The sequence below is a fragment of the Streptomyces sp. NPDC021115 genome, assembly GCF_044333065.1.
Lineage (GTDB): Bacteria > Actinomycetota > Actinomycetes > Streptomycetales > Streptomycetaceae > Streptomyces.
This window is the reverse complement of record NZ_JBIRQF010000006.1, coordinates 357,086-372,137: the sequence shown is the minus strand read 5'-3', so window position 1 is coordinate 372,137 and position 15,052 is coordinate 357,086. Positions and strand designations below refer to the sequence as shown.

General features: G+C 68.8%; 16 protein-coding genes. 5 read left to right on the top strand and 11 right to left on the bottom strand.

Annotated elements, in window-relative coordinates:
• Window positions 1–19 precede the first annotated feature (19 nt).
• The 3 genes from ACH4TL_RS21530 to ACH4TL_RS21520 all read left to right on the top strand — a co-directional run bounded on the left by ACH4TL_RS21530 (window position 20) and on the right by ACH4TL_RS21520 (window position 2,316).
• Window positions 20–898 carry a metal ABC transporter ATP-binding protein gene (locus ACH4TL_RS21530; protein WP_398316400.1) on the top strand — a complete coding sequence of 293 codons (879 nt, stop codon included), beginning with the start codon at window positions 20–22 and terminating at the stop codon, window positions 896–898.
• A 1-nt stretch (window position 899) separates the two neighbouring features.
• The gene (locus tag ACH4TL_RS21525; RefSeq protein ID WP_398316402.1) at window positions 900–1,775 is read left to right on the top strand and encodes a metal ABC transporter permease; all 876 of its coding nucleotides are present in this window, start codon (window positions 900–902) and stop codon (window positions 1,773–1,775) included.
• 109 nt (window positions 1,776–1,884) lie between these two features.
• Window positions 1,885–2,316, top strand: a complete 432-nt coding sequence (locus ACH4TL_RS21520) for a Fur family transcriptional regulator (RefSeq protein ID WP_398316404.1) — start codon at window positions 1,885–1,887, stop codon at window positions 2,314–2,316.
• On the opposite strand, the gene ACH4TL_RS21515 is transcribed toward ACH4TL_RS21520, so the two are convergent.
• Genes ACH4TL_RS21515 through ACH4TL_RS21505 form a run of 3 tightly spaced genes read right to left on the bottom strand, consistent with a single transcriptional unit; the run spans window position 2,313 to window position 3,664 of the window.
• On the bottom strand, window positions 2,313–2,771 hold the full coding sequence (locus tag ACH4TL_RS21515; RefSeq protein ID WP_398316406.1) for a VOC family protein: 459 nt from the start codon (window positions 2,769–2,771) through the stop codon (window positions 2,313–2,315). The two genes, ACH4TL_RS21520 and ACH4TL_RS21515, sit on opposite strands and share 4 nt — an antisense overlap.
• Window positions 2,740–3,195 carry a helix-turn-helix transcriptional regulator gene (locus ACH4TL_RS21510; protein ID WP_398316408.1) on the bottom strand — a complete coding sequence of 152 codons (456 nt, stop codon included), beginning with the start codon at window positions 3,193–3,195 and terminating at the stop codon, window positions 2,740–2,742. Before ACH4TL_RS21510 ends, ACH4TL_RS21515 begins: the two co-directional genes overlap by 32 nt.
• 10 nt (window positions 3,196–3,205) lie before the next feature.
• Entirely contained in the window at window positions 3,206–3,664 is a 459-nt protein-coding gene (locus tag ACH4TL_RS21505; protein WP_398316410.1) for a hypothetical protein, read from the bottom strand.
• A gap of 71 nt (window positions 3,665–3,735) precedes the next feature.
• On the opposite strand from ACH4TL_RS21505, the gene ACH4TL_RS21500 reads away from it, so the two are divergent.
• On the top strand, window positions 3,736–4,413 hold the full coding sequence (locus ACH4TL_RS21500; protein WP_398316412.1) for a hypothetical protein: 678 nt from the start codon (window positions 3,736–3,738) through the stop codon (window positions 4,411–4,413).
• Window positions 4,414–4,449: 36 nt separating this feature from the next.
• Here ACH4TL_RS21500 and ACH4TL_RS21495 read toward each other — a convergent pair whose 3' ends face one another.
• On the bottom strand, window positions 4,450–4,890 hold the full coding sequence (locus tag ACH4TL_RS21495; protein WP_398316414.1) for a DUF2000 family protein: 441 nt from the start codon (window positions 4,888–4,890) through the stop codon (window positions 4,450–4,452).
• A gap of 49 nt (window positions 4,891–4,939) precedes the next feature.
• On the opposite strand from ACH4TL_RS21495, the gene ACH4TL_RS21490 reads away from it, so the two are divergent.
• Entirely contained in the window at window positions 4,940–5,755 is an 816-nt protein-coding gene (locus ACH4TL_RS21490) for an AraC family transcriptional regulator (protein WP_398316416.1), read from the top strand.
• Between the two features lie 72 nt (window positions 5,756–5,827).
• Here the strand turns inward: ACH4TL_RS21490 and ACH4TL_RS21485 are convergent, their stop codons facing one another.
• The 7 genes from ACH4TL_RS21485 to ACH4TL_RS21455 form a co-directional block, all read right to left on the bottom strand.
• On the bottom strand, window positions 5,828–6,325 hold the full coding sequence (locus ACH4TL_RS21485) for a hypothetical protein (protein ID WP_398316417.1): 498 nt from the start codon (window positions 6,323–6,325) through the stop codon (window positions 5,828–5,830).
• 296 nt (window positions 6,326–6,621) lie between these two features.
• The gene (locus ACH4TL_RS21480; RefSeq protein WP_398316419.1) at window positions 6,622–6,981 is read right to left on the bottom strand and encodes a hypothetical protein; all 360 of its coding nucleotides are present in this window, start codon (window positions 6,979–6,981) and stop codon (window positions 6,622–6,624) included.
• Window positions 6,982–7,453: 472 nt separating this feature from the next.
• Complete coding sequence (locus ACH4TL_RS21475) at window positions 7,454–8,836, bottom strand: cytochrome P450 (RefSeq protein ID WP_398316421.1); 1,383 nt, start codon at window positions 8,834–8,836, stop codon at window positions 7,454–7,456.
• A gap of 312 nt (window positions 8,837–9,148) precedes the next feature.
• Window positions 9,149–9,694 (bottom strand): hypothetical protein, encoded by a 546-nt coding sequence (locus ACH4TL_RS21470; RefSeq protein ID WP_398316423.1) that lies wholly within the window; start codon window positions 9,692–9,694, stop codon window positions 9,149–9,151.
• Window positions 9,695–9,698: 4 nt separating this feature from the next.
• Complete coding sequence (locus ACH4TL_RS21465; protein ID WP_398316425.1) at window positions 9,699–14,048, bottom strand: DUF6531 domain-containing protein; 4,350 nt, start codon at window positions 14,046–14,048, stop codon at window positions 9,699–9,701.
• Window positions 14,045–14,635 (bottom strand): hypothetical protein, encoded by a 591-nt coding sequence (locus tag ACH4TL_RS21460; protein WP_398316427.1) that lies wholly within the window; start codon window positions 14,633–14,635, stop codon window positions 14,045–14,047. Before ACH4TL_RS21460 ends, ACH4TL_RS21465 begins: the two co-directional genes overlap by 4 nt.
• A complete protein-coding gene (locus ACH4TL_RS21455; RefSeq protein WP_398316429.1) occupies window positions 14,622–14,972 on the bottom strand; it encodes an SseB family protein in 351 nt (116 codons plus the stop codon). The genes ACH4TL_RS21460 and ACH4TL_RS21455 overlap by 14 nt, the downstream gene beginning before the upstream one ends.
• Window positions 14,973–15,052 lie beyond the last annotated feature (80 nt).

Below are 15,052 nucleotides of genomic sequence, written 5' to 3'. Positions count from 1 at the left end.
CGATACGACGGAGGAATCCATGGCCACCAGCAAGGAACCCGACGGCGACGGCGGCGTACGGCCCGGCGCGTGCCCCGCGGCAGCGACCGGACGCGGGACGGCAGCGGCCGAACGCGGAGCGGCGGCCGCCGACGCCGACCCGGTCATATCGCTGCGCGGCGCCACCGCCTCGCTCGGCGGCCGCCCCATCCTGCGCGGCATCGACCTGACCGTCGGCCGCGGCGAGGTCGTCGCGCTGCTCGGCGCGAACGGCTCGGGCAAGTCGACCGCCGTACGCGCCGTCGTCGGCCAGGTGCCGCTGTCCGGCGGCGAGCTGGCGCTGTTCGGCACCCCCGGCCGCCGCTTCCGCGACTGGGCCCGCGTGGGCTACGTACCGCAGCGCACGACCGCGGCCAGCGGCGTCCCCGCGACCGTCCGCGAGGTCGTCTCGGCCGGGCGGCTGGCCCGCCGCCGGTTCGGACCGCCGCGCAAGGCCGACCGGGCGGCCGTACGCCGCGCCCTGGAGCTGGTCGGCATGGCCGACCGCAGCCGCGACCCGGTCGGCGCGCTCTCCGGCGGCCAGCACCAGCGGGTGCTGATCGCCCGCGCGCTGGCCGGTGAACCCGAACTGCTGATCATGGACGAGCCCATGGCCGGGGTCGACCTGGCCAGCCAGGAGATCCTCGCCGGGACGCTGCGCGAACAGGTCGCCGCGGGGACCACCGTCCTCCTCGTCCTCCATGAGCTGGGCCCGCTGGAGCCGCTGATCGACCGCGCGGTGGTGCTCCGCGACGGCTGCGTCGTCCACGACGGCCCGCCGCCCGAGGCCGTCGGCCAGCACGCGCTGCCCGGCCACGATCACGTCCACCCCCATGCGGCGCCCGACGCCGAACCGATCCGGACAGGGTTGCTGACCTGACATGCTGGAAGTCCTCGACTACGCCTTTATGCAGCGGGCCCTGCTCGCCGCCGTCCTCGTCGGCATCACCGCCCCCGCCGTCGGCATCTACCTCGTCCAGCGCCGTCAGGCGATCATGGGCGACGGCATCGGCCACGTCGCGCTCACCGGGGTCGCGCTCGGCTTCCTGACCGGCACCAACCCGGTCTGGACCGCCGTCCTCGTCTCCGCCCTCGGCGCCGTCCTGATGGAGCTGATCCGCTGGTACGGCAAGACCCGCGGCGACCTCGCGCTCGCGATGCTCTTCTACGGCGGCATGGCGGGCGGCGTCCTGCTGATCAACCTCTCGCCGACCGGCTCCAACGCCAACCTCACCACGTACCTCTTCGGCTCGATCACCACCGTGTCGCAGCAGGACGTCGTCGTGATCAGCCTGCTCGCCGCCTTCGTCGTGCTGATCACCCTCGGGCTGCGGCGGCAGCTGTTCGCGGTCTGCCAGGACGAGGAGTTCGCCCGGGTCACCGGACTGCCGGTCCGTACGCTCAACCTGCTGCTGGCCGTCACCGCGGCCGTCACGGTCACCGTCGCGATGCGGGTCGTGGGTCTGCTGCTGGTCAGCGCGCTCATGGTGGTCCCGGTCGCCGCCGCCCAGCAGGCCACCCGCGGCTTCGCGATGACGCTGGCGCTGGCGGTCGCGATCGGCGTCGTCGTCACCCTGTCCGGCACTGTCTTCTCCTTCTACAAGAACGTGCCTCCCGGCGCGAGCATCGTCGTCCTCGCCATCGGCGTCTTCGCCGTGATCACCGCGCTCGCCGCGCCCCTGGCCAGACGGCGCGCCCATCGCCCGTCGGCGGCGGCCGAGGGGCAGTGCACCCTGAAGGACGATGTGCTGGTGTAGCGCGGGGTCAGCACGGAGTCATCCACAGCTAGTCCGTAGCGGAGCCGTTAGCTGGCACAATGGCCAAGCAGACGGACGCTGATGGGCAAGCGAGGATGAGGAGGCAACTGTGGCGACCGCGGGACCCCCAGTACGCGGCCGGTCCACCCGGCAGCGCGCCGCGGTGGCGGCGGCGCTCGACGAGGTGGACGAGTTCCGCAGTGCGCAGGAGCTTCACGACATGCTCAAGCACCGGGGCGACTCGGTCGGCCTGACCACCGTCTACCGCACCCTCCAGTCCCTCGCCGACGCCGGCGAGGTCGACGTCCTCCGCACCACCGAGGGCGAGGCCGTCTACCGCCGCTGCAACAGCGAGGAGCACCACCACCACCTGGTCTGCCGCTCCTGCGGCAAGGCGGTCGAGGTCGAGGGCCCGGCGGTCGAGAAGTGGGCCGACGCGATCGCCGCCGAGCACGGCTTCGTGGACGTCGCCCACACCATCGAGATCTTCGGCACCTGCGGCGACTGCGCCGCCCCGGCGGCGTCCGGCAGCCAGAGCTAGCGTCTCGGCTGGGTGAAGCGCAGCAGATTCCCGGCCGGATCGCGGAAGGCGCAGTCGCGGACGCCGTACGGCTGGTCGATCGGCTCCTGCAACACCTCGCCGCCCGCCGCCCTGATGTGCTCGAACGTCGCGTCGACGTCCTCGGACGCGAAGAGGACCCCACGCAGCATGCCCTTGGCGAGGAGCTCCGCCATGGCCTGCTTGTCGGCGGGTGAGGCGTCGGGGTTGGCCAGCGGCGGTTCCAGGACGATGTTGACGTCCGGCTGCGAGGGCGAGCCCACGGTCACCCAGCGCATTCCCTCGAATCCGACGTCGTTGCGGACCTCCAGGCCCAGGATGTCGCGGTAGAAGGCGAGTGCCTTGTCGTGGTCGTCGACGGCTATGAAGCAGGTCGAAAGCGTGATGTTGTTCATGTCTGTCACGCTACGACTGGATGGCGGCCTCCGCTTCTCCATTCCTGACCGGGTTCCTGACCGAGTCCCCGACCGGGTTCCTGACCGGTCGGGTGAAGACCATGGCGACACATGCCGGGATGCCCGCGACCTGCGCATGATCGCGCGCCCGGTACGCGCTCGGGCTCTCCCCCACCAGCTCCGTGAACCGGGAGCTGAACGACCCCAGCGACGTACACCCGACCGCGAAGCAGACCTCCGTCACCGACAGATCCCCCTTCCGCAGCAACGCCTTGGCCCGCTCGATCCTGCGTGTCATCAGGTAGCTGTACGGCGTCTGCCCGAAGGCATCCCGGAAGCTCCGCGCGAAGTGCCCCGTCGACATCAGCGCCCCGCGCGCCAGCGCGGGCACGTCCAGCGGCTGCGCGTAGTCCCGGTCCATCCGGTCCCGCGCCCGCCGCAATCGCACCAAGTCCTCCAGGTTCATTCCCTCAGCATCACACGCCGCCCCAGACGGCTTCCAGATCCCGGCAGTGCACGATGATCACCGCATCGGTCAGGGCGATCTCATGGCTGCATCCGGCGTCATGCGGAAGGATCTCGTCGAGCAGGACGGTGTCCGTCTCCATCCAGTCGATGGCATGCGCGTAGTCGATCGAGAAGTGCCGTACGCCGGTGTAACGAATCCGCAGCCCGGAGTCGTGCTTCCACTTGCCCGGCACGAAGGTGAGCGTCAGCCCGCCGTCCTTCCGGCCGGGAATGCCGACCCCGGCCAGCCCCAGATCCTTCACACACCTGGCGCCGCTTCCGAAGCGGTAGTGCTCCTCGTCGGAGGCGAACGCCCACGCCCCGGACGGCAGAGCCTCCCGCAACCGCGGCAGCTCCGCGAGGTAGGCGGTCGGATCGACCCGGAACCCATGCAGCTCCGGGTCCCACTCGGCCTTCGCGAATTCCATGATCCCCAGGCTAAGCGGCTGTCGCCACGTCCGCGCTTCGATCCGGGGCCCGTGGGGCAGGATCGACCCTCGTGAAGAAAAAGCACATAGGCCAGCTGGTCCTCCTCGGCGCCCTGGTGGCCTCCGTCTCCGTTCTGGCAACCCTCCTGATCTCCCGTTCCCCCGAGGAGACGTCCGTCGGGAAGGCCGCGTCGCGAGGGCCGGCCGCCAACGTGCCCACCCTGAAGGACGGAAAGATCCTGCCCGCCGACGAGTGGCCGGACGCCTGCTCCTTGGTGACCCAAGAGGACATCGCGGCGATCCTTCCGGACGCCGAAGACATCCGGCAGGCCGACCGCCCGGTCTCCGCGCTCTCGATCAAGGACTTCCGCACGGACTCCTCATGGAAGGAGAGCAACCGGGCCCCGTCCGGCGAGTGCGACTACGTCATGCGGCTGCCGGGCGAGACGTACAGCGCCACGCAGGCCTGGATCCGCATCGACGCCGTGGCCGATCCCAAGCTGATAGCGGACTACTTCGAGCGTGGCGCGCCGGGAACCAATCCCGGCGGGAGTACGGGTGGGGCGGACAAGTGCGTCATGGCCTTCGCTCTCGACCAGAACTGGACGTGCCGCAAGGGCCCGCTCATGTTCACGGTCGGCGGGCAGACCACCGCGACGTTCGAAGGCAAGCAGGACCCGGCGCCCTTCGACTGGCGCGACAAGGTGACCCCCGAACTCGTCCGCACCGTCGCCGCGAAGGTCAGGTAGCGCGAGGCAGGCCGGCCGGCCGCACGGTCGGCCTGCTCAGTGGTGCATCCGCGCGCCCTTGAGGACCTTGTCCACCGCGTTGCGCGGCCCGTAGACCGCCAGCCCGACCAGGTCCAGCTGGTCGGTGCCCACGGCCCGTACGGCAGCCCGGTTGTCCCGGTCGTTGCCCGTGCTGAACAGATCCGACGTGAACAACGCCCTCGGCAGCGCGCGGGACAGCGCACGGCTGTGCGCCGTCGTCAGCGTCTCCTTCGCCCCCTCGAAGACCAGCACCGGCTGGCGGAACATCGGCAGGTACGCCGTGCCGTCGGCGTCCGCGTACGGCTCGCCGATCACCTCGGGTGCCGTTGCGCCGAGCCCGCTGACGAGGAACGCGGTCACATTCAGCCGCTGCCAGGTCTCCAGGTCGTCGCGCAGCAGTACGGCGATCTTCGTATCGAACCGTACGGGGGCGCTCTCATCATTCGTCGTGCTCATGCTTCGAGACTGGCGGCTGCGCCCCTTGCGCGTCTTGTACGTTCTTTGCATGGCGCCCCGGTCCCCACAGGAGATCTCTGCTTGGCGCCCGTCGGTCCCGGGCGTGAGCGAGGTCTTCCACGCCCATTTCACCGAGCACGCGTACCCCATGCACGTCCACGATGCCTGGACTTTGCTGATCGTCGACGACGGCGCCGTCCGCTACGACCTGGACCGCCATGAGCGCGGCACCCCGAACGACACCGTCAGCCTGCTGCCGCCGCAGGTCCCGCACAACGGCTCGCCCGCCACCGCGCACGGCTTCCGCAAGCGCGTGATCTACCTCGACATGACGCAACTGGACGCCAGCCTCATCGGCCCGGCCGTCGACGGCCCGGACCTCACCGACCCCCTTCTGCGCCGACGCATCGGCCAGCTGCACGCCGCCCTCGCCAGCCCGGGGGACGAACTCGAGGCGGAGAGCCGCCTGGCCCTCATCAGCCAGCGCCTGCGCGAGCACCTGCGCCCGAGGCTGACCGCCCCCTGGGCGGCGCCCCACCCCGGCATCGCCCAGAACCTCCGGGACCTCCTCGACGAACGCTTCGTCGAAGCCCCCACCCTGGAGGAGGCCGCCCGCCTCCTCCACGCCCACCCCGCCCACCTCGTACGCGCCTTCAGTACCGCGTACGGCATCGCCCCGCACCAGTACGTGACCTCCCGCCGCATCGACCTGGCCCGCCGCCTCCTCCTCGACGGCCAGCCCCCGGGCGAGGTGGCCACCGCGGTGGGCCTCTACGACCAGTCGCACCTCACGCGCCACTTCAAGCGGATCGTGGGCATCGCCCCGGGCCGATATGCCCGGACGGGGGGCCATCAGCTGTCTTGAGGACTCTCGTAGTAGTTCCGATTCCCGGCGTTCGCGACCCGTCGGCGTCGAAGATCTTCCGAAGTCAACTCCCTACCTCTTCAAGCTGAACCCGACGCTCCAGACATCCCCTCTGCCCGGCCAATGATCACGCTCAGCCCGATCGTCGACCACGAACACGGAGACGTTGGTCTCCCGCGCCCGGTATTCGAGGTAGCCGCCCTGCCGTACGCGATCGAACTCGGGCACCCCCGACGTCCTGGACAACTCGTCCCGCAGCTCGGCCCATGAGCAGCACGCGGGAAAGTCGACGCCCATCTCCCGGCGCCACTCCTCCGCCATGCCCTCGCCGTCAGCCGCCAGCCGGTGCGTCTCGATGGTCCCGCCGGTCATGACCCACTTCCCGGACCCACCAGAGAAATACAGCTCTACGAATCCGTAGTCCCTGCGCAGCATTCCATGGTCTTCGTCGACCACTTCGATGAAGACAGCCTTCACCGCCTGACCAACCTCCTCAATTGAGGCTCCGGGGCCGATGCCATGAAGCCGACCAGTGGTGATGAGGTCCGCCAAGAAGGAAATGCCGTCCACGTACTAAGTCCTCCAGATGATCAAAGGTACGGTCGCCGAGTGAAGTCCATGCGGTTGAACGAGTGCCCGTTGCGCGGGGACGGCGGACGTCCTGAGTACCTGGCCGGCCGACGTCTTGAGCACGTGATCGCCGCCTGGCATCTGCACGGCGCCGGGACTCGCTCAGGCCCGCTGGATGTGTGGCTGATCGACAGCGCAGAGGTATCCACCCACATCACGACCGGCTCGGACTGGTGCCTGATCGCGGAGAGCTCGGCCCCTTACGAGGGGTATTCCATCAGGCCTCAGGCTGACTTTTAAGCTTCGTCGACTGCCGACGTCGCCAGAGACGTGCGGAGTCTGCTCAGCCAGCGGTGGCAGAGGTCGGGTGTGACGGCTTCGAACAGCTCAGGCGTTGAGACCTCGAACAGGAACTGCGTCAGCGGGTCCTCGTGCCCCTCTTCAAGCTCCACATCTTCGCGAAAGTGCACGGTGTGCGCCCAGAGAGAGAGCTCGCCGGGCTCGGCCAAGCCCTGCACGACCTTGTCCAACACGGCCACTACGGTGACGCGGTCGAGGACGCCGACCGTTGACGTGTCTTCGTCCCGGGCCGCGGCGACATCGACTACCGAAATCGATTCCACTGGCTCATATTTCACAGCGCCTCCTGCGAACATCGCGTCCTGCCGCGTCCAGACCCTTCGGGTCCCTCGTCATCAACTCAACACAGGTGGGAGGTGGCTTCGCGCATGCGCGAGAGGCCGTCCTCACTGCATTCGAGAACGATCTGGAATCTGGCCCTCTCAAAGATTCCATCCGAAGTAATCCGGAAGCCTGAACCCATCCCAAAAACTCTGAAACACTCCGTCGAGCGTCCCCATACGAGTTCCGTCCATCCATGCCGTGAACGTTGACCCCGGTAGAGGAAGCAAGCTTCGTGCCGGAACACGGGAATCCGGCCCCACGAGGTGAAGCCAGGGCTTAACTTGAACCCACGAGCTCTGATCCATCGCCGTTTCGGACTCTCCACAACGATATAGGTTTGGTAGTGCGTCGGCATGTAATAGACGGACCCGTCGCTACCCCAGACCATTCTCTCACCGCCGCGGCCCTACAACGAGTAAAGCGTGCGCCGGTGCGGGCCGGGCGCTACCCCCGGCGCAGGCTCGCCAGAAACCGCCAGAGCGCGGAGCGCGGCCGTTCCGGCCGGGCGGCGGGGGTGGTGGCTTCGGCGGCGGGGTCGGGGGCCTCGGCGGGGGCGGGGAGGGCCAGAGCGGGAAGCGCCGGGGGTCGGGCGCGCATCCGGAAGCGGACCGGGAAGGACTTCAGGCCGCGTACGTACGTGGACGAGCGCCACGGCAACTGGTCGGCGGGCAGACCCAGTTCGAAGTCGCACCGCTCGAACAGCTTGCCCACCGCCGTGGTCACGATCATGTCCGCGAGTTCCCGCCCCGGGCACTGGTGCGGGCCCGTGCCCCAGGCCAGATGGGCGCGGGAGCTGACCGATCGCTCGTAACTGCTGGTCGTCGTGAACAGCGGGTCGCCGTGCGCGGCGGCGATCGAGGGGAGGACCATGTCGCCCGCGGCGAGCCGGAAGTCCCCCAGGTCGGTGTCGACCGCCGGGTAGCGGGCGGTGAGGTTGACCCACGGGGGCGAGGCGATGTGGACGCGGTTGACCAGCTCCTCGGTGGGGCCCGCCATGAGACCGGCCTGCGCTCCCGACTCGCCGTCCAGCACCTCCAGCACGCTGTTGGTGATGGCGTTGCTGACCAGCTCGGCGGTGATGACGAGGATCGCGTACAGCTCGAGACCGATCTGCTCCACCGTCAGCGGAGGGTCGACGGCGAGCAGCCGGGTGGTCAGGTCGTCGCCCGGGTGCTCCCGCTTGTACGCGGCCAGTTCGGTGGTCGCCGCCACCAGCCGCCCGACGGCCGCACCGGCGTCCGGGCCGCCGTCGACCATGCGCCAGGAGTCCATGAAGACGTCGTCGCCCTGGTCGACCGGGAAGCCGAACAGCCGGTTGACGACCATCAGCGGGAGCGGGCGCGCGAACTGGGCGCCCAGGTCCACCCATCCGCCGTCGCTGCCGTCAGCGAAGAAGGTGATCAGCTCGTCGGCGTGCCGGGAGATGGCCTTCGACAGTTCCCAGGACTGCGGCGCCCGGGTGTCCTGGAAGGGGCCGAGGGCCTCGTCCACGGCAGCGCGCCTGGCCTTGCGCTCCTGGTCGTCGGTCAGCAGCAGGTGGCTGACCTGATAGGCGGGCAGATGCGGCCAGTCGGACGGTACGCCGCCGTCGCGCAGCAGCCTCCAGTGGCTGACGTCCTTCTTCCACGTGGTCTCGTCCCGCAGGACCTCCCACACCTCGCGGTAGCCGAGAACCAGCCACACTGGGACCCCGTAGAGGTCGACGGGCGCCACCGGCCCGTACCGTCCCCGCAGCCGCGCGTAGACCGACCCGGGCCGGGTCTCGAAGTCCCGGGTCATGAGCGGCTCAACGGCCAGGGAGGCCAGCTCGGACGGGGGGAATTCCATGTTCGATGTCCTTAGTGCGACAACAATGCCCATTCCGGACAGGCCTTGAGGTCCGTGGGGGTGGGGGAAAAGCCACAGGGCATCCTGTCGCGCAACACGGAGCGAAAACGGCCCGCTACGGTGCAGCCACACTATCGACCGAAAGCGGCTGCTGAACAGCGCGGTGGCCAGGCAGGAGGAGGGCACCTTTACGTCGGCTGCATCGCAAAGGTGTCGACGTGACCCGCTGTACCACCGAGCGGTTGGTGGCCGAGCTCTGCATCGAGTGCGTCATCCGCGGTCAACGGCGCCGCACGACCGTCCCGATTTCGTTCACAGCCTGCGGCTTCCGGCCCGGTTCTTCGCGATGTTTCGTGTCTTCTTCGTGTTGCCTGACTCGGCGATCAGTGCGAGTACCGCCGGCGACGTCGACTCCTCGGCGAGGACGCGCTGCATCCAGTCCGTGACCTGCGCCAACTCGGCCGGTGTCGGCACGTGACCGTCCTCGATGGACAGGTAGAACAGCCAGTCGTGGATGCGGCGGCGAATGAACTCGCGGTTCCCCTCCGCCTTGAACTGGTCGATGACTGGCAGTAGTTCGGCCGACCACTGCCGGAACTCGGCAGGACCGGTCACCTTCATCGCGATCCTGTCCACGAGGGCGACCACGGCCGTCTTGGACACCATCTCGATGGGGTCCCGCAGAATCGTGGCCACAATCTCGCGGTCTCGGTCGCGGCTCCGCGAGGAAGCGATTACCGAGACGACGCGTTGGTACGCGGACGATCGGACGTGCTCGTCCGCGACGGCATCGTCGACGTCCACGTCGACGATGCCGGCCCCCGCAAGCAACTCGGCCACATCGGAATGCAATGTCATCGCTTCATCCTTTTTTGCAGGGCTGGTTCTTGGCGGCCTCGCGCCGCTCTCGTTCAGCCTGCTCCTCCGCCTGATTTCGCCTGCCGAGCTTCCTGACAGCCTTCCTGATCTCCGTCTTGTAATGTTCCACCGCTTGTCGCTGGGTGCGCGTGAGCTCTGGTTGACCGTCGAGGGGGTGACCGTTCGGCCCGATCCTGACCTCGCGGCCCCCGCCACCAGTCACATGAGCGTGCGCCGGCTTGTCGACGTCGTACTCGTGCACGACGATGTGCACGCCGTTCTTGCTGACGTCGAGGAGGGACAGTCCGAGAGGGTCGAGCCACCTGAATGGGTTGGGAACGTAACTGTGCGGCGCGTAGCCACCGGCGAGACCGATCGGATCCGAGGTGAGGTAGCGGGCGGTTTCGGGATCGTAGTAGCGGAAGTGGTTGTAGTTCAGGCCGGTTTCAGGGTCGGCGTATTGGCCGGGGAAGCGCAGGGGGCAGTCGACGCTCCCCTCACCGACGGGTGGGGTGGGGAGGGGGGTGCCCCAGAGGGTGGTGCGGTGTTGCCAGGCCAAACGACCGTCGGGGGTGAGGAGTTCGGTGGGGGTGCCGACAGTGTCGGTGATGATGGCGTAGTGGCGGGTGGTGCCCGGTTCGCGGTGAGTTTGGGTCAGAGGGCAGTGGGTGTCGGGGCTGTAGTTCCAGGTGGTGGTGGCACCGTCATGGGTGGCTTGCTCGGCGAGGCGGGTGCCGTCCCAGGTGAAGGTCAGGGGTGTTCCGTCCGGGCTGCTTTTCGTGAGGCGGCGCCCCAGGGGGTCGTAGGTGTACGTCCACTCCTCGCCGAGCGGAGTGGTGGTCTTGGTGAGCTGGTCTTGGGCGTTCCAGGTGTAGGTCCAAGTGTGAGTTTGACCGCTCGGGAGTTTGCGGGCTTTGCGGATGAGGCGGCCCGCGGCGTCGTGTTCGTAGGTGGTGCGGCCCGCATGGCGGATGAGGGTGCCGCTGTATGCCCGGTCACCGCCTGAGTCATGTCCTGGGGCTGTGGCGTGGGTTTGGTTGCCCGCTGTGTCGTAGGCGTAGGTCTCGGACCATCCGTGAGCCCGTACGCCGGTGACGCGACCTGTCGGTCCGAGGGCGAAGTGTCGTGTGCCGGTGGCCAGTTCGCGAATCTCGGTGACGTTGCCGTCAGGACGGTAGGCGTAGGTGCGGTGTTGGAGAAGGTCATCCGGGGCGGAAGAGAGCGACTGGGCCGCCAGACGATCCGTTGAATCCCACGCCTGGGTGAGGGTGGCAGCTCCCATGGCCCGCTGAGTTTCGCGGCCCGCCGCGTCGTAGGTGAAGGTGAGGGTGTTGTCGGCGGTGGTGAGTGTTGCCGGGCGGCCTGTGGGATCGTAGGTCCAAGTGGAGATCAGACCGGAGGGCGTAGAACGGTGGGTCTGTTGGCCTGCCGCGTCGTAGCCGTAGGTCGTGGTGCGGCCGTTCACGGTCTCCGCGACCAGACGTCCCAAGCGGTCGCGTTCCAGTACCAGTTCGGCGTCCGCGTTTGTGGCGTGGATGAGGGCGCCGTGGGCGTCGTAGGCGTAGGTCGTCTCTTCACCGCTGGTCTCGTCCCGCTGGGTGGTGGGCTGTCCCGCTGGGTCGAGGGTATAGCGGAGAGTTTGGCCGAGTGGGTTGGTGTGGGCGGTGAGGCGGCCGGCGGCGTCGTGTTCGTAGGTGCGGGTCGCGCCGTTGAAGTCGGTCTCGGCGGTGAGGCGGCCCGCCGCGTCGTAGGTGTAGTCCCAGGTCAGGCCCTGGGGGTTGGTGACCCGGGTCAGACGCAGCTCGGTGTCGTACGCGAAGGCGTAACTCGCGCCGTCGGGGTCGGTGCGGGTGGCGGGGAGGTCGAAGTGTGTGTGGGTGTGGGTGGTGGTGTGGCCCGCGGCGTCGGTGTGGGTGACGAGGTTGCCCTCGGTGTCCCACTGCCACTCCTCCCGGGTGCCGTCGGGGGCCTCGCGCCAGGCGGGCTTGCCTTCGATGGTCCATCCGTGGCGGGTCGTATGCCCCAGGGGATCGGTGACGGCCGTGATGCGGCCGTGCGGGCCGCGGCGGACCTCGGTGGTCTGCCCCAGCGGGTCGGTGACCGCGACCGGTAGGCCCGCCGCGTTCGGGGTGACCTCAGTGGTGTGGCCCAGGGCGTCGGTGATGGCGGTGAGGTGGCCGCGCGCGTTGTAGGCGTAGTGGGTGGTGGCGCCGGTGGGGTCGGTGGTGGCGGTGCGGGCGCCGCGCTCGTCGTAGGTGTGGCGCCAGGTCGAGCCGTCCGGCTCGCGGATCTCCAGCGGCAGGCCCCAGGCGTCGTGGACGGCTTCGGCCACGGTGCCGTCGGGACGTTCGACGGCGATGAGCCGGTCCTCGTCGTCGTAGCGGTAGCGGGTGGTGTGACCCAACGGGTCGGTGACGGCGACGGGGTGGCGGTTGCCGGGATCCCATTCGGTGCGGGTGGTGTTGCCCAGCGGGTCCGTTTCCGCGATCACCTTGTACGCCTCGTTGCAGACGTAGGTGGTGGTGTTGCCCTGGGAATCGGTGTAGCGGGTGGTGCGGGCGGCGGTGTCGTAGTGGAGACGGCCCGACATGAAGCCGTCGGGGCCGATGCAGCGCAGGATGCGGCCGCGGTGGTCGTAGACGTAGGCGAAGCAGGTGCCGTTGCGGTCGATCCAGGAGGTGACGCGGTGCTCGTCGTCGTACTGGTACCGCAGCGGCAGACCAGTGGAGTTGATGACCTCGGTCATGTCTCCGGCCTGGTTGTAGCCGAAGGAGACCAGCGTCGTGCTCTGCTCATGCTCCTGGCCGTGCAGCAGCCGCAGAGAGGTGATCCGCAGGAGCTTCGGATCGGTGTCGACGGCGATGCGGTAGCCGCCGGAGTGGGTGACCTGCGTCGGCGCGCCGTGTTCGTCGTAGGCGATGTCGATGCGGTCGCCGGTCCCGGTGCGGTCGGTGATCGCGGTCAGGGCCAGTTCCCGGCCGCCCGTCGGGAGGGGGGCGAAGTGCAGGGTGCGGTTGTGTTCTTGGGCGGTGACGGTGAACGTGCCGTCCGGTTTGCCGTCCCAGCACAGCGGCCAGCGCGGCCCGTGGGTGGGCAGCACGGGGACGTCGGGCTGCGGCACCGGGTAGGTGAGGAGCATGCCGTCGTCGGTGACGAAGACGACGCCCTTGTCGTCCAGCTCGAGCCGCTGGTCAAGGGTGCCGGCCCAGGTACGGCCGAACCAGCCGCCGCACGGATGGCCCGAGACGTAGTGCCGCTTCAGCACCAGGGGCAGCGCGCCGGGGAGGGTGATGTCGGTGGCGGACATGACCATCTCGCCCGTCGCGACATCGACCGGATCGCCGTCACACTTCTTCTCGCCGTCCGAGACACAGCTCTTTTTCGGGTCGTGGTCGGCGTGCTCGCGTGCGCTGCCGTCACGGCGCAGTCCGCGTTCGCGGCTGAGGAGGCGCTGGGCGGCGTTCTTGGCCGCGCCGGCGCCGCGGCGTGCGGCTCCGGCGCCGCCGCTGGCCAGGGCCAGGAGGATTTCGGGGGTGAGCTGGCCGGCGGCGCGGGCGGGGTTCTTCTGCCATTCGTCCCAGTTGACGGCGGCCTTGGCGAACTCCTTGGGGTGCGCGGCGGCATAGGCGACGCCGTCGACCGTGCCCGCGAGCTGCAGGCCGACGCCGTCGGGCCCGTCGTGGACCATGTCGTCGAAGCCCTCGTACCAGCCGCCCACGGTGTCGCCCGCGCCGCCGAGGAAATCCTTGAACCTCTGCATGCCGCTGGGGCCCGGAGGCTTGTCCGGGGCCTTCCTGGCGGCCTTGTCGATTTTGTGCTTGGCCGCGTCGATGACGGGCTGAAGCTCACCCTCCAGCTTGTCCAGCCGGCCGTAGCACTTCTCCAGCGCGGCCAGCCCCGGGTCATCGTCCGGCGGACGCTCGGGCAGCGTCTCGTGCTTGCGGTCCACCGCCGCGTTGTAGTCGGTGACCTTCGTCCAATGACTCTTGGACTTCGCCCGCGCGTCATCGGCGTCGTCGATGATCGGTTTGACCCGCTTCTGGACAGACCGCAGCTTCTCCGCGTAGTCGTCCAGCGCGTTCGCGGCGGCTTTGAAATAGGTCTGCGCCGACTCCAGTTCGCGGGGCAGTTTCCGGGTCGTCTGCTGGAACTCTTCCGAAGCCGCACCGGTCCAGTCCATGAGCGACAGGACGTCGAGCTGGTCGTATCCGTCCTTGAACGCCCCCGCGTACGCGCGGAGTTTGACCGCCAGATCCTCAATGTCCGAGGGTTTTCCGGGAATGACGTCGGACGGTTTCGCATGGGGCGGTATGCGCTCGGTCGCCCCGCCCTCGACCGCATCACGCTGCGTCACGCGATCGTCCCCTTCGACCCGCCGTCATCCACCCATCCCCCGTTGTAGAGCTTGCGGGGATTCTTGGGCGGCTCGTACGTCCCGCCCGTGCCCCCACTGTCGTTACCGCCGCCGCTGCCGCCATCGTCGAGCCACGGTTCCTGGTAGATCTCCGGCGGCGGATCGAATTTCGGCCGCGAGCCTTCCTCCCAGGCCTTCATACCGGCCTCGCCGAAGGGAAGTTTCGCGATGTTGTCCTCGGTGGGCGCGAAATCCTTGATGCGCAGCAGATCCGCCAGCATGTACGCGGCGATCACCTGGCGCAGCGTCGCCACCACCGTGTCCGTGTGCTCGGCGACCCGGCCCATGCCGAAGCCCCAGGACGAGAGCATCTTCTCGGTCGAGTCGTAGATGTCGAAGTCGGCCGAGTTCTGAATGTGTTCGGCCAGCTTCTCCCAGTCGCCCTTGATCTTCCGCGCGGCGACCACGGACTCCTCCAACGGAGTCAGCACCTTCCGCACCGAGGCGATCTGGATCTTGTAGCCGTCGCCCGGCTTCGGACCGTCGGCCCCACCGGAACTCGCCGCCCCGCCGTCATGCTCCGCCATCGCGTTCCCCCTGGTCGTCCGCGGCCTTCAGCGCTTCGGTATCGAGCACGAACGTCCTGGGGCCCAGCGGGTCCACCAGCGCGCGCACGCCCTCGGGCAACAGCTCGGCCAGGTCCGCCACCGTCGTCGACGCCCATCCGCATGGGCCGGCGAACAGCGCGAGCCTTTCCCATGAGGTGAACACCGGCACCATCGGGCCCTCATCGGTCTCGGAGACCAGAAAGCCCGGCTCTTCCGGCCGCTGGAAGTACAGACGCCACTGCCGCATCGCCGCCAGCCGCTCCGCAGGGGACATCGACGCGGCCGCTTCCGCACGGACCAGATCGCGCAACGACACTCGTCTTCCCCCCGTTTCACCGGCGTCACCGCCAGATCGTCACCAGCGCGTATCGTCGCACAGAGGTTCCATGGTCCGTC